Origin of the sequence: Achromobacter spanius (assembly GCF_003994415.1) — a bacterium.
GTDB lineage: Bacteria > Pseudomonadota > Gammaproteobacteria > Burkholderiales > Burkholderiaceae_B > Achromobacter > Achromobacter spanius_C.
In genome coordinates, this window is sequence record NZ_CP034689.1 from 6,412,365 (window position 1) to 6,432,292 (window position 19,928).

General features: G+C 65.1%; 18 protein-coding genes and 1 riboswitch. Of the genes, 7 read left to right on the forward strand and 11 right to left on the reverse strand.

Annotated elements, in window-relative coordinates; translation table 11 throughout:
- Positions 1-2 precede the first annotated feature (2 nt).
- Positions 3-1,163 carry a CCA tRNA nucleotidyltransferase gene (locus ELS24_RS29405; protein WP_127186084.1) on the reverse strand — a complete coding sequence of 387 codons (1,161 nt, stop codon included), beginning with the start codon at positions 1,161-1,163 and terminating at the stop codon, positions 3-5.
- Positions 1,164-1,174: 11 nt separating this feature from the next.
- A complete protein-coding gene (locus ELS24_RS29410; RefSeq protein ID WP_083447310.1) occupies positions 1,175-3,313 on the reverse strand; it encodes a lytic transglycosylase domain-containing protein in 2,139 nt (712 codons plus the stop codon).
- A 162-nt stretch (positions 3,314-3,475) separates the two neighbouring features.
- Between ELS24_RS29410 and ELS24_RS29415 the strand changes: the two genes are divergently transcribed.
- The 7 genes from ELS24_RS29415 (at position 3,476) to ELS24_RS29445 (ending at position 11,197) form a co-directional block, all read left to right on the forward strand.
- Positions 3,476-4,150: a 5-formyltetrahydrofolate cyclo-ligase gene (locus tag ELS24_RS29415; protein ID WP_050446178.1), complete on the forward strand. Its 675-nt coding sequence runs from the start codon at positions 3,476-3,478 to the stop codon at positions 4,148-4,150.
- 218 nt (positions 4,151-4,368) lie between these two features.
- Complete coding sequence (locus ELS24_RS29420; RefSeq protein ID WP_127186085.1) at positions 4,369-5,799, forward strand: circularly permuted type 2 ATP-grasp protein; 1,431 nt, start codon at positions 4,369-4,371, stop codon at positions 5,797-5,799.
- A gap of 2 nt (positions 5,800-5,801) precedes the next feature.
- A complete protein-coding gene (locus ELS24_RS29425) occupies positions 5,802-6,776 on the forward strand; it encodes an alpha-E domain-containing protein (protein WP_050446176.1) in 975 nt (324 codons plus the stop codon).
- A 15-nt stretch (positions 6,777-6,791) separates the two neighbouring features.
- Positions 6,792-7,595, forward strand: a complete 804-nt coding sequence (locus tag ELS24_RS29430) for a transglutaminase family protein (RefSeq protein ID WP_050446175.1) — start codon at positions 6,792-6,794, stop codon at positions 7,593-7,595.
- A 54-nt stretch (positions 7,596-7,649) separates the two neighbouring features.
- A complete protein-coding gene (locus ELS24_RS29435) occupies positions 7,650-8,513 on the forward strand; it encodes a proteasome-type protease (protein WP_050446251.1) in 864 nt (287 codons plus the stop codon).
- 297 nt (positions 8,514-8,810) lie between these two features.
- On the forward strand, positions 8,811-9,809 hold the full coding sequence (locus tag ELS24_RS29440) for a tripartite tricarboxylate transporter substrate-binding protein (protein WP_127186086.1): 999 nt from the start codon (positions 8,811-8,813) through the stop codon (positions 9,807-9,809).
- A gap of 470 nt (positions 9,810-10,279) precedes the next feature.
- A complete protein-coding gene (locus ELS24_RS29445; RefSeq protein ID WP_240669584.1) occupies positions 10,280-11,197 on the forward strand; it encodes an IS110 family transposase in 918 nt (305 codons plus the stop codon).
- Positions 11,198-11,333: 136 nt separating this feature from the next.
- Here the strand turns inward: ELS24_RS29445 and metF are convergent, their stop codons facing one another.
- The 9 genes from metF to ELS24_RS29490 all read right to left on the reverse strand — a co-directional run bounded on the left by metF (position 11,334) and on the right by ELS24_RS29490 (position 19,904).
- Complete coding sequence (gene metF / locus ELS24_RS29450) at positions 11,334-12,176, reverse strand: methylenetetrahydrofolate reductase [NAD(P)H] (protein WP_050446173.1); 843 nt, start codon at positions 12,174-12,176, stop codon at positions 11,334-11,336.
- Complete coding sequence (locus ELS24_RS29455; RefSeq protein ID WP_050446250.1) at positions 12,176-12,511, reverse strand: phage holin family protein; 336 nt, start codon at positions 12,509-12,511, stop codon at positions 12,176-12,178. Before ELS24_RS29455 ends, metF begins: the two co-directional genes overlap by 1 nt.
- A 123-nt stretch (positions 12,512-12,634) precedes the next feature.
- Positions 12,635-14,053: an adenosylhomocysteinase gene (gene ahcY, locus ELS24_RS29460; RefSeq protein WP_050446172.1), complete on the reverse strand. Its 1,419-nt coding sequence runs from the start codon at positions 14,051-14,053 to the stop codon at positions 12,635-12,637.
- Between the two features lie 100 nt (positions 14,054-14,153).
- A riboswitch (S-adenosyl-L-homocysteine riboswitch) is annotated at positions 14,154-14,311 on the reverse strand.
- Between the two features lie 73 nt (positions 14,312-14,384).
- A complete protein-coding gene (locus tag ELS24_RS29465) occupies positions 14,385-15,443 on the reverse strand; it encodes a glycosyltransferase family 4 protein (RefSeq protein WP_127186087.1) in 1,059 nt (352 codons plus the stop codon).
- A gap of 70 nt (positions 15,444-15,513) precedes the next feature.
- Positions 15,514-15,750 (reverse strand): DUF1289 domain-containing protein, encoded by a 237-nt coding sequence (locus ELS24_RS29470; RefSeq protein WP_050446170.1) that lies wholly within the window; start codon positions 15,748-15,750, stop codon positions 15,514-15,516.
- A gap of 79 nt (positions 15,751-15,829) precedes the next feature.
- On the reverse strand, positions 15,830-16,717 hold the full coding sequence (locus ELS24_RS29475) for an alpha/beta fold hydrolase (protein WP_127186088.1): 888 nt from the start codon (positions 16,715-16,717) through the stop codon (positions 15,830-15,832).
- 21 nt (positions 16,718-16,738) lie between these two features.
- Entirely contained in the window at positions 16,739-17,401 is a 663-nt protein-coding gene (leuD, locus tag ELS24_RS29480) for a 3-isopropylmalate dehydratase small subunit (RefSeq protein WP_127186089.1), read from the reverse strand.
- Positions 17,398-18,819, reverse strand: coding sequence for a 3-isopropylmalate dehydratase large subunit (gene leuC / locus ELS24_RS29485; protein ID WP_127186090.1), 1,422 nt, complete (start codon positions 18,817-18,819; stop codon positions 17,398-17,400). Before leuC ends, leuD begins: the two co-directional genes overlap by 4 nt.
- Positions 18,820-18,920: 101 nt before the next feature.
- A complete protein-coding gene (locus ELS24_RS29490) occupies positions 18,921-19,904 on the reverse strand; it encodes a tripartite tricarboxylate transporter substrate binding protein (RefSeq protein ID WP_050446166.1) in 984 nt (327 codons plus the stop codon).
- Positions 19,905-19,928: the final 24 nt, after the last annotated feature.

Consider the following 19,928-nt stretch of genomic DNA (forward strand, 5'->3'; position numbering starts at 1 on the left):
CCTCAGCCCGCGCGCAGCCGGTCCAGCCGTGCGCGCCGGACGCTGTCCTTGATGCGGGCCGGGTCGCCGGCGCAAGCCTTGGCGATGGCGCCGGCATCCACGCCGCGCACCGCGTCCACCCGCGACCGCCAGACGGCCATGTCCACGGGCCGCAAGATCGACGCCGTCTTCAACAGGTCAAAAAACCGGTCGGGCTTGCGCAGCGCATCGGCGCGCTCCATCAGCGCCAACTGCGCTTCGGTGGCGTCGGCTTGGTCCATACCTTGGCCCATGTCTTGGTCCATGCCTTGGTCCGTGCCCGTAGTGCGATCCACCGCCTTCAGCCCCGTCAACACTTCTGGCAGCAGGCGCGCGTAGTCGTTGCATTCGGTGGGAACGCGCATGCGCCGGCCCAGCGCCTCGCGCTCCGGCGTCAGGCGGCACAGCAAGGCATAGCGACCCGGCAGCGACAAACCTTGCGCCGCCGCGCGGTCCACGTCGGCGCCCGCCTCCTTGACCGCTTGCAGCTCCGGCATCACACGGGCCAACGCGCCGCAATCCTGCAGTACGTCCAGCATGCGCGATGGCTTCTTTGCCATCAGGCCGCGCGACAGTTCTTTCCAGACCCGCTCGGCCACCAATGCATCGGCCTCGCCTTCCTGGACCATCCGCTGGCACAACGCCAGCGTTTCCGGGGCCACGGAGAAATCATCAAAGCGTGCCGCGAAACGGCCCAGGCGCAGGATGCGCACGGGGTCTTCCTGGAACGCCTCTCCCACGTGGCGGAACACGCGGGCACGCACATCGGCCGCGCCGTCCAGCGGGTCGACCAATTCGCCGTCTTGCGTCTGGGCGATGGCATTGACGGTCAGGTCGCGGCGGCGCAGGTCTTCTTCCAGCGTCACGTCGGCGCCGGTATAGAAGGTAAAGCCCTTGTAGCCGCGGCCGGACTTGCGTTCGGTGCGCGCCAGCGCGTATTCCTCTTTGGTGCGCGGGTGCAGAAACACGGGAAAATCGCCGCCGACGGGAATGAAGCCACGGCGGACCATGTCTTCGGGCGTCGTGCCCACCACAACCCAGTCGTGGTCGCCGGGCGGAAAACCCAGCAGCGCATCACGCACCGCGCCGCCCACGATATACACCTGCAAGCCGTCGATGGCCGGGTCTTGCTTGCGCTCTTGCATCGGGCCGTTCGTCATCGGGCCGCGGTGGCCTCGGCGCCGGGCGGCACGATGTTGCCCAGCCGCTCTTTCAGCGACTGCGGCTGGCCGGAGAACATCGCCGCGTAGTACACCGAGTTGGACATCACGTTCTTCACGTAGGTGCGGGTTTCGTTGAACGGAATGGTCTCGGCGAAGATGGCGCCTTCAATGGGATGCGAGAAGGTCGCGCGCCAGTTCTGCGGGCGCCGCGGGCCCGCGTTGTAGCCGGCACTGGCCATCATCTGCGACCCATCCAGGTCGCGCAGCACCATGTTCAGGTAGTTGGTGCCCAGTTCAGTGTTGGTGTCGAAATCGTTCACGCTGGACGGCGTGAAATCCGTCATGCCGATCTTGCCCGCCACCCACTTGGCCGTGGCCGGCATCAGTTGCATCAGGCCCGACGCACCCACGTGCGAACGCGCGTCCATGATGAAGCGCGATTCCTGGCGGATCAGGCCATAGACCCAGGCGGGGTCCAGCGCAATGGCGTTGGCCTTGGCCGTGACGCGGCCTTCGAATGGCGCGATGAAGCGCTGCGAAAAGTCGAACTCTTTTTCCGTACGGTCGGACGTATTGACCACGCGGTCGTAGATGTTCTCGGCGCGAGCCAGCTCGGCGGCGGCCATCAGTTGGCGGTCGTTCATGCCGCGCAGCGTGAAATTCCATTCAGGCACTGCTTCGCCACGCCAACCCAGGCGGAACAGTTGCACAGCCCGTTGCAGCCCGGGGTTGGCGCGCGCTTCGGCGATTTCGCTGTCGGTGATGGGCGCCGGACGCGGCGGCACGTTGATGCGCCGGCCCAATTCCTCGGAAGCCAACTGGCCGTAGAAATCGAAGCGGTCGGCAATGCTGGCGTACAGCGTGTTGGCGTCGTCCTTGCGGCCGGTGGCAGCCAGACCGCGCGCCTTCCAGTACACCCACGACGGGTCGTCGCGCTGCGACGCCGGCATGTCGTCAATGGAGGCGATGACCCATTTCCAGTCAATCTTGGGCTGGCGCAAGGCGGCGCGCACCTTCCACCCCGCGTTGTACTCCGTCATGCGGATGTGGCCGGCTTCGTGGTACCAGTCGTCGGCACGGCTATCCATGCGCAGCGCGGCGATCAGCGCGTATTGCCCACGCACCCAGGCCAGATTCGGCTTGGACATGGACTTGGCCCATTCGCGGCGCAGGTAGGAATCCGCAACCCCGACGTCCGCCCGCGCCAGCCGGGCCAACGCGATGGTCACGAGTTCTTTCTCGTTGCGGCCCACCGGCATGCGATCTTGCCGGGTCAGCCACTTCATCGGGTCCTTCATGAGGACGTCGTAGGTTTTCAGGTCGCGCGGCTCGAACATGTATTGCGCAAACTTGCGCGCATTGGAGGTTTTGTCGTCCTCGATGGCGTCACGTAACTGCGGTTCCAGTTGTTGCCAGCCCAACACACCGTCCGCCACCAGTTGGTCGTACAGCGCCCAACAAGCGCTGCCCGGCGCGAAGACAGACATCGCCTGCTCGGCCGTGGCGCGCTGGCCAGTCATGTGCTTGGCGTCCAGGATGGCGCATTCGATCTGGCTATTGCTGTTCTTCACGGGCGCCAGCTTGCGCACGGTGTCGAAGTCGCCGCTGCGGGCGGCGGCCAGCAGCCAATCGCCACGCAAGCGGTCGGCCAGATAGGCATCGCCGTTGCTGCTGATGAAGCGCTGCAGGTCGGCCGTGGGGCGGGCGCTGGCGGGTGCAGTCCAGAGTTGATAGCGCAGCAGCCAGTATTCGGGGTACATGCCCAGCGTGTCGGACTTGGCCTGCGGCACCAAGGCGCCCAGGATGGACCATTGCTTGCGGCTCATGGCGGCGCGCGCGGCGACAACGGCGGCCAGGGCGGGGGTTTCAGCGGTGGGCGGCAGGCCGGCCAGCACCACAGGCGGCACGGCAATGACGGGTTGGGCGGATTGGGGGGTTTGGGCAGCGGTTGGGGCTGGCGCGCTGATGGCGGCGTTGCGTTGTTGCGCATCGACCGGTGCACAGGCGGCGGTGAAGAGCGCCAGCAAGGGCAGCCAGCGGCGCAGGCCAGCGCGCGGGGTCGGTGCGAACGCGCCTTGCGGGGATTTCCGGCGAGTTTTCTGATACCGTCCAGATTGCTGCGCTTGTGTCATGCCGCGTCCCTCATTTACCGTCATACCAAGGCCTTGCCGCACGCCTGCATGCACATCGGCATGCTGCTTTGCAGGCCGCCTTGCACACCGCGTTGCACACCCGATTCCAGCAGCTTCGCTTTCATCTTCGCCTTCATTGTCCACCCCCATTACAGCCACTGCATGACTACGCAAAATACTCCAGAGGATACCGCAGTCCAGCACCGTACGCGATTGCGGAAACTGCGTGCCGAGATGCCCGAAGACCAGCGCAGCCGGGGCGGTTTGCTGATGCGCGCGCGGCTGTTCACCTGGCTGAACGTGGCCCGCGACGAGGCCCGGCGCGCAGGGCGCGCGGCGCCCGCCACCGTGGCCGCCTTCTGGCCCCTGGAAGGCGAACCCGACCTGCGCCCGCTGCTGACGCAATGGGTGGAAAACGGCGTGGCCGTGGCGCTGCCCGTGGTGCGCGCGCGCAATGCGCCGCTGGCCTTCCTGCCCTGGACGCCTGAGGCCGAGCTTCGCGCCGGCCCGTACGGCATCCAGGAGCCCGTGGCCGGCCCCGACGTGCTGCCGGACGTGGTCCTGGTGCCCACGCTGGGTTACACGGAACACGGCGACCGCCTGGGTTATGGCGCCGGCTACTACGACCGCACGCTGGCCGCCTTGCGCGACCGCGGCCATCCTTTCATCACCATTGGCATCGCCTGGAGCTGCGGCGAGCTGGACGCCGACTATCAGGCCGCCCCGCACGACTTTCCGCTGGACGCCGTACTGACCCAGGACGGCTGGGTGCCAGAGGCCCCGCTTTCAGAAGGCGCCACGGGCGGCACCACCCTGCATACGTTCCGCATGAACTGACGCACCAGAACCGCCCGGCGGCGCGCACCAAATTGGTGCCATCAACCGCCGAGGGGATGGTGTTTCAGCGCCCTTGAGAGGATATTTCTCCCAAGGCGTGTCCCCAAAAGCTGGCACGCAGGTTGCTTGTTAGTTTGTGACCGGCCGAGCATTGGCCGGGTTGACCGCGTGCAAGCCGGCCACCACAAGCCGGTAGCAGGCACAGCATTGGAGGAGCCATGAAGGACAGAACATCCCGTCCCGCCGCTTATGACGAAATGCGCGAAGGCGCAGGCGGCATACGCTCCCACTACCAGGCGTTCGAACGCTGGCACCAAGAGCAATCGGCCGAGGCCATGGCCGTGCGCCGCCTGGAAGCCGACCTGAGCTTTCGCCGGGTCGGCATCACGTTTTCGGTGGCGGGCGACGCCGCCGGCACCGAGCGCCTGATCCCGTTCGACCTGATCCCCCGGATCATTCCCGCCGACGAATGGCGCCACCTGGAAGCCGGCCTGAAGCAGCGCGTGCGCGCGCTGAACATGTTCATCCACGACATCTATCACGGCCACGACATCGTGCGCGCCGGCATCGTGCCGGCCGAACAGGTCTTTCTGAACGCCCAGTACCGCCCTGAAATGCAGGACGTGGATGTGGCCGAGGACATCTACTGCCACATCGCCGGCGTGGACATCGTGCGGGCCGGCGCGGGCGAATTCTATGTGCTGGAAGACAATCTGCGCGTGCCGTCGGGCGTGTCCTACATGCTTGAAAACCGCAAGATGTCGATGCGGCTGATGCCCGATGCGTTCAGCCGCATCAAGGTTGAACCGGTGGCGCATTACCCCGACCTGCTGCTGGACAACCTGCGCGAAGTCGCCCCGCATGGCGGCGACGACCCCACCGTGGTGGTGCTGACGCCCGGCATGTACAACTCGGCCTACTTCGAACACGCCTTTTTGGCGCAGCAAATGGGCGTGGAACTGGTCGAAGGGCAAGACCTGTTCGTCGAACAGAACACCGTCTACATGCGCACCACGCAAGGCCCGCGCAAGGTGGACGTCATCTACCGCCGCCTGGACGACGACTTTCTTGACCCGTTGTCGTTTCGCGCCGACTCGGCCCTGGGCGTGCCCGGACTGCTGTCGGTGTATCGCGCCGGCCGCGTCACGCTGGCCAACGCCATCGGCACCGGCATCGCCGACGACAAGTCCACCTATCTATACGTGCCTGACATGATTCGGTTCTATCTCAGCGAAGAGCCCATCCTGTCCAACGTGCCGACCTGGCGCTGCGGCCGGCCCAGCGAGCTTTCCCACGTGCTGGCCAACATGCACGAGCTGGTGGTGAAGGAAGTGCATGGCGCCGGCGGCTACGGCATGCTGGTGGGCCCGTCCGCCAGCCACGCCGAGATCGACGCCTTCAAGGACCGCGTGCGCGCCAACCCCGGCAACTACATCGCGCAACCCACGCTGGCGCTGTCCACCGTGCCCACCTACGTGGAATCCGGCGTGGCGCCGCGCCACGTCGACCTGCGCCCCTACGTGCTGTGCGGCAAGGACATCCGCACCGTGCCCGGCGGCCTGTGCCGCGTGGCGCTGACCGAAGGCTCGCTGGTGGTCAACAGCAGCCAGGGCGGCGGCACCAAAGACACCTGGGTTCTGGAGGACTGAACATGCTGAGCCGTACCGCCGACAACCTGTTCTGGATGTGCCGCTACATTGAGCGCGCTGAAAACACCGCGCGCATGCTGGACGTGAACCTGCAGATGTCGCTGCTGCCGCAAGACCCGCAAACGCGCGAAGGCTCGTGGCTGGGCGTGCTGCGCATCTCTGAACTGCAAGGGCTTTATCAAAGCAAGTACGAAACCATCTCGCCGCACGACGTGCTGCAGTACATGGTGCGCGACCCGGAAAACGCCTCGTCCATCTATTCCTGCATGCGCGCCGCCCGGGAAAACGCGCGCGCCGTGCGCGGCAGCCTGACCACCGAAGTCTGGGAGACCTACAACACCACCTGGCTGGAACTGCTCAAGCACCTGCATACCGGCCTGTTGGAACGCAACCCCGGCGAATTTTTCGAATGGGTGAAGTTCCGCTCGCACCTGGCGCGCGGCGTCACCATCGGCACCATGCTGGAAGACGAGGCGCTGTACTTCCTGCGCATCGGCATGCATCTGGAGCGCGCGGACAACACCGCCCGCATGCTGGACGTGAAATTCCATGAACGCGGCAGCAACGGCACGATGGAGCCGCGCGGCGAACCGGCCGGCACCGCCGCGCTGCAAAGCGAGTTCTATCGCTGGTCGGCGCTGCTGAGTTCTGTGTCCGGGCTTGAGATCTACCGCAAGGTGTATCGCGACGTCATCACGCCTGACCGCGTGGCCGAGCTGCTGATCCTGCACCCCGATATGCCGCGTTCGCTGCTGGCGTCGATGCGCGCGGTGTCCGAGGACCTGGCGCGCGTGTCGAACCAGCGCTCGACCGAAACCCAGCGGCGCGCGGGCATGCTGTGCGCCGAACTGCAATTCGGCCGCGTCGAAGACATCCTGGATAGCGGCCTGCACCAATACCTGGACCATTTCCTGGACCGCATCAACGACCTGGGCAACCGGATCAGCCAGGACTTCCTGGTTCCGCTGTCGGCATAACCTGGAGACAGCACCATGAAACAGTTCATCACGCACATCACCCACTACCGCTACACCGCACCGGTCACCTACAGCATCCAGACGCTGCGCCTGACCCCACGCGACGACGAGCACCAGCGCCTGCTGCGCTGGAACATCGAAGCCCCGGGCGCGCTGGAAAAGCAGGTGGATGCCTACGGCAACATTACGCACACGCTGACCTTGAACCGCCCCCACACCGATATTGAATTGCGCGTGGTGGGGCAGGTGCAGGTGGCGCCGTTGACGCGCGGTCTGCTGGGCGGCGAAGACAGCCGCCTGCCGGTGCACGCCTATTGCGTGCAGACCTCGTTGACGCAAGCCGACGACACCATTCTTGCCTTTGTGCGCAGCGTGCTGCCCAACGGCATCACCACCCCGGACGACATCCTGGCGCTGGCCAACGCCATCAGCGACCGGGTTGCCTACGAGCCCGGCACCACCGACGTCACCACGGCGGCCAACCAGGTCCTGGCGATGGGCCACGGCGTGTGCCAGGACCACGCCCACCTGTTCCTGGCCTGCGTGCGCGGCCTGGGCGTGCCCGCGCGCTACGTCAGCGGCTACGTGCACACCACCACCGAACACTCGGCCAGCCATGCCTGGGCCGACGTGTGGCTGGCCGATATCGGCTGGACCAGCGTCGACATCACCAACCGCCAGTTCGCCTCGGACAGCCATTGCCGCCTGGCCGTGGCGCGCGACTATGACTCGGCTTCGCCGGTGCGCGGCGTGCGCAGCGGCGGCGGCGAAGAATCCATGGAGATCAGCGTGCAGGTGCAAACATCTGGCCAGCAATAACCGCCGCGCCCGCGCCGCAATACAATGCGGCGTGGTTTCTCCAAATTTTCGATCATGACCTACTGCGTAGCCGCCCGCCTTGACGCTGGCCTGGTATTTCTTTCTGACTCCCGCACCAATGCGGGCGTCGACCAGATCAGCGTCTTCCGAAAGATGACCGTCTTCGAACGACCAGGCGAACGCGTCATGGTCATGATGACGTCCGGCAACCTGGCCGTCAGCCAGGCCGTGCTGCATGCGCTGGCCCGCCAGCACGACGAAGGCGGCGACACCATCTGGACCGCCACCGACCTGTTCGAGGCCACCCGCTGCGTGGGTGCCGCCGTGCGCGAGGTCTATCAGCGCGAAGCCCCTGCCCTGCACGAGCAAGGCGTGGACTTCAACGTCAGCATCATCTTCGGGGGACAGATCGGCAGCGAACGCTGCCGCCTGTTCCAGGTTTACGCGGCCGGCAATTTCATTGAAGCCGGCCTGGAATGTCCGTATTTCCAGATCGGCGAAGCCAAGTACGGCAAGCCCATCCTGGACCGTGTGCTGCGCCCAGACACGTCGCTGGACGAAGCCGCCAAGTGCGCGCTGATTTCCATGGACTCGACCTTGCGGTCGAACATTTCCGTGGGCCTGCCGCTGGATTTGCTGGTCTATGACACCAACGCCCTGCGCGTCACGCACTTTGCCAGCATCGACGAAAACAACGAGTACTTCCGCATGATCCGTGGCACCTGGGGCGAACGCCTGCGCCAGGTGTTCGCCGAGATCCCCGACCCGCTCTGGACCAACCCCGACGATCCCAGCTCGCTGGTGCCCTTGAGCCGCATCCATCAGCCGATACGCATCGAGCCGGTGAATACGCCCGAACCCAGCTACCCCACCCCGCAGGTGCTGGCGCAAGATCCGGGCAAAGACCAGGCGAGTTAAAGACCCGCCGCATTGGATAGCGGCGGCTGTCTCGCCCCGAGTTGCGCCAGCGCGCGTTAACCCCCCCGGGTATCTCCGGCATTAACCCCTGGGTTATCTGCCGCATTAACCCCTGGGTTATCTGCCGCGTTTCCCCCTGGGTTGCCTCTCGCGTCCCCCCCTTTCCACTTGCCGAAACCCGGCTTGTGAAACGGCGAATTCTCATCCTTGGCGTCACGGGCCACACTGGTTGCGGCCTGCATTGCGCACGTCCGTTGACGCATGCCGGGCACGAGAAAAAACCACAAGGAGCGAGACATGCCCAATATCTTCGGGCGCGCGGCAACGCGCGCAGCCTGGCCCGTGCTGGCCCTGTCATGCCTTGCCTGGGGTTCCGCCAGCGCGCAAGGCGCCTATCCCAACCATCCCATTTCGCTGGTGGTGCCGTTCGCGGCCGGCGGCCCAACCGATGTGGTCGCCCGCAGCCTGGGCGCGTCCATGGCCAAGACGTTGGGGCAAAGTGTCGTGATCGAAAACCGCACCGGCGCGGGTGGCACGCTGGCCTCGCAACACGTGGCGCGCGCCGCGCCGGACGGCTACACCTTCCTGATCCATCACAACGGCATGGCGACCGCCCCGGCGCTGTACCGCAAGCTGTCGTACAACCCCCTGACGGACTTCGCCTATGTCGGCCAGGTCGCGGACGTGCCCATGACCTTGCTGGGCCGCAAGGACCTGCCAGCCGACGGCATGGCGGGCTTTATCAAGTACGCCCGCGAAAACGGCAACAAGGTCAACCTGGCCAACGCAGGCCTGGGCGCGGTATCGCAGTTGTGCGGCATGCTGTTGCAGGAAGCGCTGGGTGTGCAGTTCACCGCCGTGCCCTATGCCGGCACGGCCCCCGCCATGACGGCGCTGCTGGGCGGCCAGGTGGATGTGCTGTGCGACCAGACCACGCAGACCATCCCGCAGATCAAAGCCGACCGCGTGAAGCTATTTGGCGTCACCACGCTGGACCGCATCAAAACACTGCCTGACGCACCGACCTTGCAGGAAGCCGGCTTGAAGGGGTTCGAGGTAAAGGTCTGGCACGGCGTCTATGCGCCCAAGGGCACGCCGCCCGAAGCCATCAACAAGTTCAACGCGGCGCTGCGCACGGCCCTGAAAGACCCGGCATTCACGCAGAAAATGGCAGAATTGGGCGCCGAGATCGTGCCAGAATCAAAGCAGACGCCAGAAGGCCTGCAAACCTGGCTGCAATCCGAAATCAACAAATGGGGAGGCGTCATCCGCAAGGTAGGCGTCTACGCGGACTAAACACAACGGCACGTAGGATGGGTGTAGCGCGCAAGGCTCGAGGCAAGAACCCAAACAGAGATCGCGCGCAACCCATCAAGCAACCGCGAACAGCGCACAACCTGGCGAAGAACCCAGACCGTGATCGATGGGTTCCGCGCGGCGCGGCATCGCATTCTTGTGCCAAGCCGCGCGCGCTTCACCCATCCTTGTATGTTTTCATAGCACTTACCGATCTTGCTTCGGGGGTGCTGGGGATCGGGACGCACCCATCCATCAGCCGTCACTAGCGGACTGACGTCGGTAGATATCCCACCCCGCCCAAATACGTCGATTAAGAATCTAGCGGCCATGACCGCCGATTGATCGCAAGGTAACGAATCGGGCGCGGCTTCCCCAGCAGACACAACGCTATCGCAGGGAGTCTAGAGATGCAAACGTCTCAATCTTTCTTTGGTGTGGATGTGGGGAAATCCGAGGTTGTTGTGGCGATGCACGGGGCGGCCAAGCCGTTGACCCGGGCCGTCAAAAACTCAACGACTGGCTTGGAAAAATGGTTGCAAACGCTGCCGCGCGGAAGCGTTCTTGCCATGGAGTCCACCGGTGGCTACGAGCGCCTGTTGGCCGACCTGGCATATGAGCGTGGGCTGCGCGTCTACGTGCTGAACCCCAAGGCCCTGCACCATTACGCCAAGTCGCAGGCTCAACGGGGCAAGACCGACCGACTCGACGCTGTCATGATTGCGCGTTACGTGGCGCTCGAGCACGAGCGGTTGCATAGGTACGAACCTTGCCCGGAGCACATCGAGCGCCTGAGTCAGATCCAACGCTTACGCAAGGTGGCGGTCACGACGCGCACGAGGCTGCGCCTGTCCAGCGATCGGCACAAACACGTGGGCTCGCAAGCTCAGGTCCAGCGAGCGTTGGATGCCTTGACGCAGTTGGCAGACGCTCTTGAGCGCGAAATGCTCGATCAGATCGCTGCCGAACCCGCCTTGGCCGACGACTTCAACTTAATCACCAGCATTACCGGCGTGGGAAAGCTGACTGGGGCCGCACTGGTGACCGCCTTCGCCCGCATCCCGTTCGCCTCCTCGGACGCCGTGGTGGCCTACGCGGGGCTAGACCCCAGGCCCAAGGAGTCTGGCGCCTACAAAGGCCTGCGTAAACTCAGCAAGCAAGGCGATGCGGCCCTGAGAAGCCTTGCCTACAACGCGGCATCCTCAGCAAGCCGAACAGCTGCCTTCAAACCCCTCTACACAGCGCTACGAGTCAAGGGCTGGGCCTCAACGCAGGCATTAAACATCATCGCCAGAAAACTCCTACGCATCGCCTTCGGCGTATGGAAATCGCGCAAACCCTTCGATGTAAACCTCTTTATGGCCAGCCAGGCTTGCGCCAAACCATAGAATCTACGAATGCCGCAACTATGCGAGCACGCCAACACGGCCCGCGCACGGCCCTGAAAGACCCGGCATTCACACAAAGCAAGTGGATGGGTGTAGCGCACAACCCACCGAACAGCGGTGACGATGTACCAGCCCCTTACAGCGCCAGTTCCTTCCACACCGCAAGCGGTGCTTCCGCCTGGTTCAGCGTATAAAAATGCAGACCCGGCGCGCCGTTGTCCAGCAGGGTCTGGCACAGCTCGGTCACCACATCCACGCCAAAGGCGCGGATGGACGCTTTATCGTCACCAAACTCCGCCAATCGCAGGCGAATCCAGCGCGGCACTTCCGCGCCGCACATTTCCGAAAAGCGCAGCAGTTGCGTGTGGTTCGTGATGGGCATGATGCCCGGCACGATCGGCACGTTCACGCCCTTGGCCTGGGCGCGGTCGACAAAGTCGAAATAGGCGTCGGCGTTGAAGAAGTACTGCGTGATGGCGGCATCGGCACCCGCCTTCACCTTGGCCACGAAATGATCCAGGTCGGCCGACGGGTTGGCGGCTTGCGGATGCATTTCGGGATAGGCGGCCACTTCGATGTGGAACCAGTCGCCGGTTTCCTCGCGGATGAACGACACCAGTTCCTTGGCGTAGCGCAGCTCGCCCGCGTCGCCGCCCATGCCCGAGGGCAGGTCGCCGCGCAGGGCGACCACGCGCCGCACGCCTTCGCTCTTGTACGTCTGGAGGATGTCGCGCAGATCCTGGCGCGTGGCGCCCACGCAAGACAAGTGAGGCGCCGCGTCGCAACCCAGGTTGCGCAACGTGCGCACGGCGTCGGCCGTGCCGGCGCGCGTGGAACCACCCGCGCCGAAGGTCACGCTGACGTACTTGGGCTGGATGGCCAGCATCTGCTTGGCCGCGCGAACCAGCCGCTCTTGGCCGGCCAGGTCGCGCGGAGGAAAGAACTCCAGGCTGAAAGCAGGGGAAGTCGAGTCAGACATTAGGGGATCAGTTTGGTGAGCAGGCCAGAGATGATGCTGTACAGAATGGCACCGCCCACGGCCCACCAGAACCCGTTGACCTGGAAGCCCTTCAGCACGGAGCCGACGAACCAGAACAACAAGGCGTTGATGACGATGAGGAAGAGCCCGAGCGTGACGATCGTGATGGGCAAGGTAAGCAACACCAGCACCGGCTTGACCAGCATGTTGACCAGACCCAGCACCAACGCCGCGATCAGCGCTGAACCGAAACTGGCCACGACGATGCCGGGCAAGAGGTAGGCGACGGCCAGCAGGGCCACCGCGTTCAGGATCCAGACGAGTATCAATGCCACCATGTTCGAACTCCTGTGTTGACGCGCCGCGGCCTGGTTTTAACTGGGTGAAAACCAGGTTCGCCCGCGGCTCGGAAACCCGCGCCAACATGGCGCGGCATTTCCTATTGTGCTTTCAACCTATCAATAACGGTAGTGCTCGGGCTTGAAGGGGCCTTCGACCGGCACGTTGATGTAGTCGGCCTGATCCTTGCGCAGCGTCGTCAGCTTCACACCCAGCTTCTTCAGGTGCAGGCGGGCAACCTTTTCGTCCAGGTGCTTGGGCAGCACATAGACTTCGCCCGACTTGTAGGCGTCGTTGCGCGTGAACAGTTCGATCTGGGCGATGGTCTGGTTGGCGAACGACGACGACATCACGAACGACGGGTGGCCGGTGGCGCAACCCAGGTTCACCAGGCGGCCTTGAGCCAGCAGGATGATGCGCTTGCCGTCCGGGAAGATCACGTGATCAACCTGCGGCTTGATTTCTTCCCACTGGCAATCGGCCAGGCCGGCGACGTCGATTTCGTTGTCGAAGTGGCCGATGTTGCAGACGATCGCCTGGTCCTTCATGGCGTTCATGTGCTCGCGCGTGATGACGTGGTAGTTGCCGGTGGCGGTAACGAAGATGTCGCCATGGGCGGCGGCCTCTTCCATCGTCACGACCTTGAAGCCTTCCATCGCGGCTTGCAGGGCGCAGATCGGGTCGATTTCGGTAACCCAGACTTGCGCGCGCAAGGCGACCAGCGCCTGCGCGCAGCCCTTGCCCACGTCGCCGTAGCCGGCCACGACGGCGATCTTGCCGGCCACCATCACGTCGGTGGCGCGCTTGATGCCGTCCACCAGCGATTCGCGGCAGCCGTACAGATTGTCGAACTTGGACTTGGTGACCGAGTCGTTGACGTTGATGGCGGCAAAGGCCAGCTCGCCCTTTTGCGACATCTGGTACAGGCGATGCACGCCGGTCGTGGTTTCTTCCGTCACGCCCTTGATCTGCGCCAGGCGGGTGGAATACCACTTCGGATCGCGCTTGAGCGTTTCCTTGATGGCGGCGAACAGGATGCGCTCTTCGTCGCTGCCCGGGTTGGCCAGCACCGAGATGTCTTTCTCGGCCTTGGTGCCCAGGTGCAGCATCAACGTGGCGTCGCCGCCGTCGTCGAGGATCATGTTGGCGTGCTGGCCATTGGGCCATTCGAAAATCTTGTGGGTGTACTGCCAGTACTCTTCCAGCGTTTCGCCCTTGACGGCGAAGACCGGCGTGCCGGACGCGGCGATGGCGGCGGCGGCGTGGTCTTGCGTGGAGAAGATGTTGCACGAGGCCCAGCGCACTTCGGCGCCCAGGGCCACCAGCGTTTCGATCAGCACGCCGGTCTGGATGGTCATGTGCAGGCTGCCGGCAATGCGCGCGCCCTTGAGCGGCTGCGCGGCGGCGAATTCTTCGCGGATGGCCATCAGGCCGGGCATTTCGGTTTCGGCAATGGCCAGTTCGCGACGGCCCCAGCCAGCCAGCGACAGATCGGCAACCAGGTAGTCGGAGAAGGATTTATCAGTAACAGCGTTCATGGTGTGTAGGCTCCACGTGAATTTCGAACGGCGCACGATATGGCCGGACAACGCGAATACACCACGACAGTCGAGTGCTCGCCTTTCCCGCCATATGCGACAAAGGTGAGCGCCGTTGCTGTAGCGACGCGCAAGGCGCGGCGCTTGAACAAGGATTCCTGAGCCTGGCGAGCCGGGTTCCGCGTGCTGTTGCACATTGCGTTGCACGTTACCGTGCAAGGCGGGAACCGCTGGGTCGTCGCAACGCTCCTCAGGATTGCCGGGCATTGTACCGGTTCGGCACGGTGCGCGGAATTCCGTCCCTGAAAAAAACCAGGGAAAGATCAGTTCATCATCCCGCCCGCACCGGCGCGGTCCGGGAAGGGGATGCCGGCGCTTGCGGCGGCACGGCCACCAGCGGCACCAGCGCATCCAGCAAGCTCGTCGCCACCGAGTCCCAGCTACGGGTCAGCGCATGCGCCCGCACCGCTTCACGGTCCAGCGGCAGCGCGGCGCGGCAGGCTTGGGCCAGATCGTCGTCCAGGCACCCAGTGACGCCCTGGTTCACCACCGCCAGCGGCGCCTCGCTGCGAAAAGCCGCCACCGGCGTGCCGCAAGCCATCGCCTCCAGCATCACCAGGCCGAACGTGTCGGTCAGGCTGGGAAACACGAACACATCGGCCGCGGCGTAGAACGATGGCAGCGCGTCATCCTGCTGCATGCCCAGGAAGACCGCATCGGGAAAGCGCTTTTTCAAGCGCGCCTCGTCCGGGCCCGCGCCCACCACCACCTTGCTGCCCGGCAGGTCCAGCGACAGAAAGGCATCCAGGTTCTTTTCGCGCGCCACGCGGCCCACACTCAGGAAAACGGGACGCGGCAGCTGCGCGAATGCCTGACTTCGCGCCGGCTGGAATTTGCGCGGGTCCACCCCACGCGACCAGACCTGCAAGTTGCCCAGGCCACGGCGCACCAGCACGTCGCGCACCGTGGGCGTGGGCACCAGCACGCATTGCGAAGGCCGGTGGAACCAACGCAGGTAGCGCCACGGCAAGGCGGCGGGAATGCCCATCCGCGCTTGCAGGTAGTCGGGGAACATGGTGTGAAATGACGTCGTGAATTGCCAGCCGCGCGACAGCGCCATGCGGCGCGCCGCCAGCCCCAGCGGGCCTTCGGTGGCAATGTGTAGGGCGTCGGGAATGGTGTCGCCCAGGATGCGGCGCAATTGCCGCCCGGGCTGCAGGCACAGACGCAGATCGGGTTCGGACGGCGCCGGCACGGTTCGGCTGCCCTCCGGGCTGACCACGATCAGCTCGTGGCCCCATTCATTCAAAATTTGCCGCATGGTCGTCCAGGTGCGGACGACGCCATTGACTTGCGGATGCCAGGCATCCGTAACCAGGACGATGCGCATGATAGGGCCGGAAGTGGGCAATACTGCGATTTAGCCCGTGCCATGTGACAAGGCCAAGACCGCGCCCGGCTCAGTTGTTGCGCCGGGGATACCCTTGCGCCTTGATGCGCACCCAGACGTCGCGCTTTTCCTCTTCCGACATGAACACCCAGTTCGCGACTTCCATGGCCGTGCGACCGCAGCCACGGCAGATGTCGTCGAACAGGGTCGAGCACACGGCCACGCAGGGGGAGTCGGTTGCCTTGAAGACGCGCTGGGCGTCTTCAGGGTCGGGCAGTTCGGAAAGATCAGCGAAGTAACGATTCATGGGCCGAAGGTTACCACCAGGGTTGTGTCCCTTTATGGATAGCCCTATCGCCCGCGAAGGCTAGCTTGACGGCCGCCGTTCAGCGCCATCCGAAGAACGCGCCGGCCTCTTGCAGCAAGGCATCCGGGCATTCTTCGGCCAGGTAATGCGCCCCCGGCAAGGGCCCGCCCGAGACCTCGTCGGCAATCGCCCGCCATAGCGCCAGCACATCGAAATTCTTGCCCACCGCCCCGCGCTCGCCCCAAAGCGCCCGCACCGGCATGCGCAGCCGCTCGCCCGAGGCGCGGCCGGTGCGGTCGTGGTCCAGGTCTATCGTGGCCGACGCGCGATAGTCTTCGCACAAGCCCGTGGCCCACCCGGGCAAGCGCGCCGCGCGTTCGTATTCGGCCATCGCCTCGGCCGAAAAATGCGCCAGGCCGCCGGGCCGTCCACCCATGACCGAACGCAGGTAGAAAACGGGGTCGTGCTCGATCATGGTTTCCGGGCCGGGCGCGGGCTGGATCAGCCAGAACCAGTGGAAGTAGGCCTGGGCGAAGGCGCGCGTAGTGCCTTCGTACATGTCCAGCGTCGGTGCGATATCCAGCAGCATCATGCGCGACACGGCGCCGGCATGGTCCAGCGCCAGCCGATGCGCCACGCGCGCGCCACGGTCATGCGCCAGCACCTCGAAACGCTCGTGGCCCAGCGCGCGCATCAGCCCAAGCATGTCGGCGGCCATTTCGCGCTTGGAATGCGCGGCGTGGTCCGGCGAGGCCGCGGGCTTGGTGCTGTCGCCATAGCCGCGCAGGTCGGCCGCCACGCAGGTGCGATGCCGGGTCAGCTCCGGCCACACGCGGTGCCAGATGGCGCTGGTTTGAGGATGGCCGTGTAGCAGCAGCAAAGGCGGGCCCGACCCGTCGATGCGCGCGGCGATCTCAATGCCATTGGCCGGGATGCGGCGCACGGGCAGGTCGAAAAATGCGGTCATGGGGGGGGTCTCCTTGTGCGTTTATTGTCGGGCGGAATCCAGGCGGTCGCGTACCGTGCGGGCCACATCCTTCATCCACGGATGCCGCGCCCAGTGGGCGGCCTCGAAGCGCTCCACATCAGGCAATTGCAAGAGCGACGCGCCCACCAGGTCCTGCCCTTGGGCGAACATGCGGCGATGCCGCTCCGGCAAGCTAAAGCCCGCCGTCCAGCCATCGGCGGCGCGCACCTGGCCCGCCATCACGTCGATAGCCAGGCGGTTGTTCCCGGATGCCTTCTCTTGCGTATTGGACACCCGCGCAAGCAAGGCGTCGACATCAGCGGGCGGCAGGCTGACCAGCAGCAGACCGTTGTTGACCGCATTGAAGTAGAAGATTTCACCAAAGCTGGGCGCAATCACGGCGCGGATGCCGAACTGCTGCAAGCCCCACACCGCGTGTTCGCGGCTGGACCCGCAGCCGAAGTTCGGGCCGGCCACCAGCACGGACGTGCCCGCGTAGGCGTCCTGATTCAGCACAAAGTCCGCGCGCGGCGCGCCATGCTCGTCAAAGCGCAGGTCATACAGCAGGCCTCGGTCCAGCCCCGCCTTGTCGATGATGCGCAAGAACTGCTTGGGCATGATCTGGTCGGTGTCCAGGTTGGAGAAAGGCAGCGGCGCGGCAATGCCTTCGATCAGCGGATTCATTGGGTTTGGCTCCAGTCACGGACGTCAACGATGCGGCCGGCCAGCGCGGCGGCGGCGGCCATCGCCGGGCTCATCAGGTGCGTGCGCCCTGCCCGCCCCTGGCGTCCTTCGAAATTTCGGTTGGTGGTGGACGCGCAACGCTCGCCCGGGCGCAGCACGTCGTCGTTCATCGCCAGGCACATCGAACAGCCCGGTTGGCGCCATTCGAAACCCGCCGCGATCAACTGCGCCGCCAGGCCTTCGGCTTCGGCCTGCGCGCGCACCGCGCCAGAGCCCGGCACGACCATCGCGCGCACGCCCGCCGCCACCTTTCTGCCGCGCACCAGGCCGGCCACCACGCGCAAGTCTTCAATACGCCCGTTGGTACAGGACCCAATGAACACGCGGTCCACCGGCACACCGGCTATCGGCGCGCCGGCTGCCAGGCCGATGTAGTCCATGGCCTTTTCCAGCGCCAGTCGGGCCAGTTGATCGGGTTCGGCTTGCGGGTCGGGCACACAGCCCGTGACCGGCACCGCCTGATCGGGGCTTGTGCCCCAGGTGACGAAAGGCGCAATGTCAGCGGCATGGAACACGTATTCGGCATCAAACACCGCGTCGGCATCCGTGCGCAGCGTGGCCCAGTACGCGCGCGCCTGTGTCAGCATGTCGCCCTGCAATTGCGGCGCGTGCGCGGTGACGTAGGCATCGGTCGTGGCGTCCGGCGCGATCAGCGCGGCGCGCGCACCGGCTTCCACCGTCATGTTGCACAGGGTCATGCGGGCTTCGGCCGACAAGGCGTCGATGGCCTTGCCGCAGAACTCCACCGCATGGCCGCGCGCGCCTTGCGCGCCGATGCGATGCACCAGGTAGATCACCAGGTCCTTGGCGGACACGCCCGTGCCCAGCACCCCGTCAACCCGCACACGCATGTTGCGCGCCACGCGGTACACCAGCGTCTGCGTGGCCAGAATGTGTTCGACTTCCGACGTGCCAATGCCAAAGCCCAACGCGCCCAAGGCGCCGTACGTGGTGGTGTGGCTGTCGCCGCACAGCACCACCATGCCGGGCAGAATCATGCCGTGCTCGGGCGCGATCACGTGCTCAATGCCCTGCAACGGGTCGGTCGTGTCGAACAACGCGATGTGCTGCGCGTCGCAATTGCGCTTCAGGTTCACGGCCTGGCGCGACGATGCCTCATCGGCAATCACGCGCAGCGCCGACGGCACCGGATGCGTGGGAATGATGTGGTCCACCACCGCCATCTGCTGCCCCGGCCGCAGCACGCCACGGCCGCGCGCGGCGAGTCCGCTGAAGGCTTGCGGGCTGGTGTATTCGTTCATGATGTGCAGATCCACGTACAGCAGAATGTGCTCGTCGTCGATGCGGGCCACCTCATGGCTGGCCACCAGTTTGTCGTACAGCGTCATGCGGGGCATGTCTTGCTTCCTTGAATTTGAGCGCCCGCGGCGGGCGCGGGCGCGTCTTGCAATGGCTTCAATCAGGCGTTCAGTTGGCCCGAACGGAATTGGCCCGAACGTCAGTTGGCCTGAATACCGGCGTCCTTCACCACCTTGGCCCAGCGCGCCATCTCGGCGGCCACCATGTCGTCTGTCTTCGCGGGCGACGACACCAGCGGCTCGAAACCCTCTTTCTGCATGCGCGTGCTGAGCTCCTGCGATTGCAGGGCTTCGGCCAGCTTGGCGTTCAGCGTGTCGATCACCGCTTGCGGCGTGCCTGCCGGTGCGCTGACGACAAACCAGGTGTTGAATTCGTAGCCCGGCAGGCCGGACTCGGCGATGGTCGGCACGTCGGGCAGCAGCGGCGAACGCGTCGTGCCGGTCACGCCCAGGGCGCGCAGCTTCTTGCCGTCCACCTGGGGCTTGGCGGCGGACAGCACCGGAAAACTCATCTGCACCTGGCCACTGATGGTGTCCACCATGGCCGGACCGCCGCCCTTGTACGGCACATGCAGGATCTGCGTCTTGGACACGGACTTGAACAATTCCGCCGCCATGTGGAAGGTGCTGCCGGTGCCGGCGGAACCAAAGCTCAGTTCATTCGCGGGCCGCGCACGCACATAGGCCAGCAGTTCGCTGACGTTGGCCACGGGCAAGGCGTTCGTCACCGTCAGCACATGCTGCGACGTGCCCACGGTGCCCACCGAGCGCAGGTCTTTACGGGTGTCGAACGGCATGGTCTTGAACAGCGCCGGGTTGATGGCCAGCGACATGGTGTTGATGCCCAGCGTGTAGCCATTGGGCTGGGCGCGCGCCACGGCGGACATGCCGATGTTGCCGGACGCGCCGGCCCGGTTTTCGATGATCACGCTCTGCCCCAGCGCGCGGCCCCAGGCATCCGAGATCAAGCGCGCGGCGATATCCACGCTGCCGCCCGGCGCAAACGGCACAATCAGCGTGATCGCCCGATCAGGAAAAGCGTCGGCGGCGGCGGCCGGCGTCGTCCAACAGGCTGCAACGGCAAGGGCCGCGCACAAGGCGCGGGCAACGGGTTTGATGGTCATGCGGAAGTCTCCTCGGTTGGCCGC

Excerpts from the sequence above, each read along its gene's own strand:
- ELS24_RS29405 (WP_127186084.1), bottom strand. The coding sequence starts at position 1,163 with ATGCAAGAGCGCAAGCAAGACCCGGCCATCGACGGCTTGCAGGTGTAT.
- ELS24_RS29410 (WP_083447310.1), bottom strand. The coding sequence starts at position 3,313 with ATGACACAAGCGCAGCAATCTGGACGGTATCAGAAAACTCGCCGGAAA.
- ELS24_RS29415 (WP_050446178.1), top strand. The coding sequence starts at position 3,476 with ATGACTACGCAAAATACTCCAGAGGATACCGCAGTCCAGCACCGTACG.
- ELS24_RS29420 (WP_127186085.1), top strand. The coding sequence starts at position 4,369 with ATGAAGGACAGAACATCCCGTCCCGCCGCTTATGACGAAATGCGCGAA.
- ELS24_RS29425 (WP_050446176.1), top strand. The coding sequence starts at position 5,802 with ATGCTGAGCCGTACCGCCGACAACCTGTTCTGGATGTGCCGCTACATT.
- ELS24_RS29430 (WP_050446175.1), top strand. The coding sequence starts at position 6,792 with ATGAAACAGTTCATCACGCACATCACCCACTACCGCTACACCGCACCG.
- ELS24_RS29435 (WP_050446251.1), top strand. The coding sequence starts at position 7,650 with ATGACCTACTGCGTAGCCGCCCGCCTTGACGCTGGCCTGGTATTTCTT.
- ELS24_RS29440 (WP_127186086.1), top strand. The coding sequence starts at position 8,811 with ATGCCCAATATCTTCGGGCGCGCGGCAACGCGCGCAGCCTGGCCCGTG.
- ELS24_RS29445 (WP_240669584.1), top strand. The coding sequence starts at position 10,280 with ATGCACGGGGCGGCCAAGCCGTTGACCCGGGCCGTCAAAAACTCAACG.
- metF (WP_050446173.1), bottom strand. The coding sequence starts at position 12,176 with ATGTCTGACTCGACTTCCCCTGCTTTCAGCCTGGAGTTCTTTCCTCCG.
- ahcY (WP_050446172.1), bottom strand. The coding sequence starts at position 14,053 with ATGAACGCTGTTACTGATAAATCCTTCTCCGACTACCTGGTTGCCGAT.
- ELS24_RS29465 (WP_127186087.1), bottom strand. The coding sequence starts at position 15,443 with ATGCGCATCGTCCTGGTTACGGATGCCTGGCATCCGCAAGTCAATGGC.
- ELS24_RS29470 (WP_050446170.1), bottom strand. The coding sequence starts at position 15,750 with ATGAATCGTTACTTCGCTGATCTTTCCGAACTGCCCGACCCTGAAGAC.
- ELS24_RS29475 (WP_127186088.1), bottom strand. The coding sequence starts at position 16,717 with ATGACCGCATTTTTCGACCTGCCCGTGCGCCGCATCCCGGCCAATGGC.
- leuD (WP_127186089.1), bottom strand. The coding sequence starts at position 17,401 with ATGAATCCGCTGATCGAAGGCATTGCCGCGCCGCTGCCTTTCTCCAAC.
- leuC (WP_127186090.1), bottom strand. The coding sequence starts at position 18,819 with ATGCCCCGCATGACGCTGTACGACAAACTGGTGGCCAGCCATGAGGTG.
- ELS24_RS29490 (WP_050446166.1), bottom strand. The coding sequence starts at position 19,904 with ATGACCATCAAACCCGTTGCCCGCGCCTTGTGCGCGGCCCTTGCCGTT.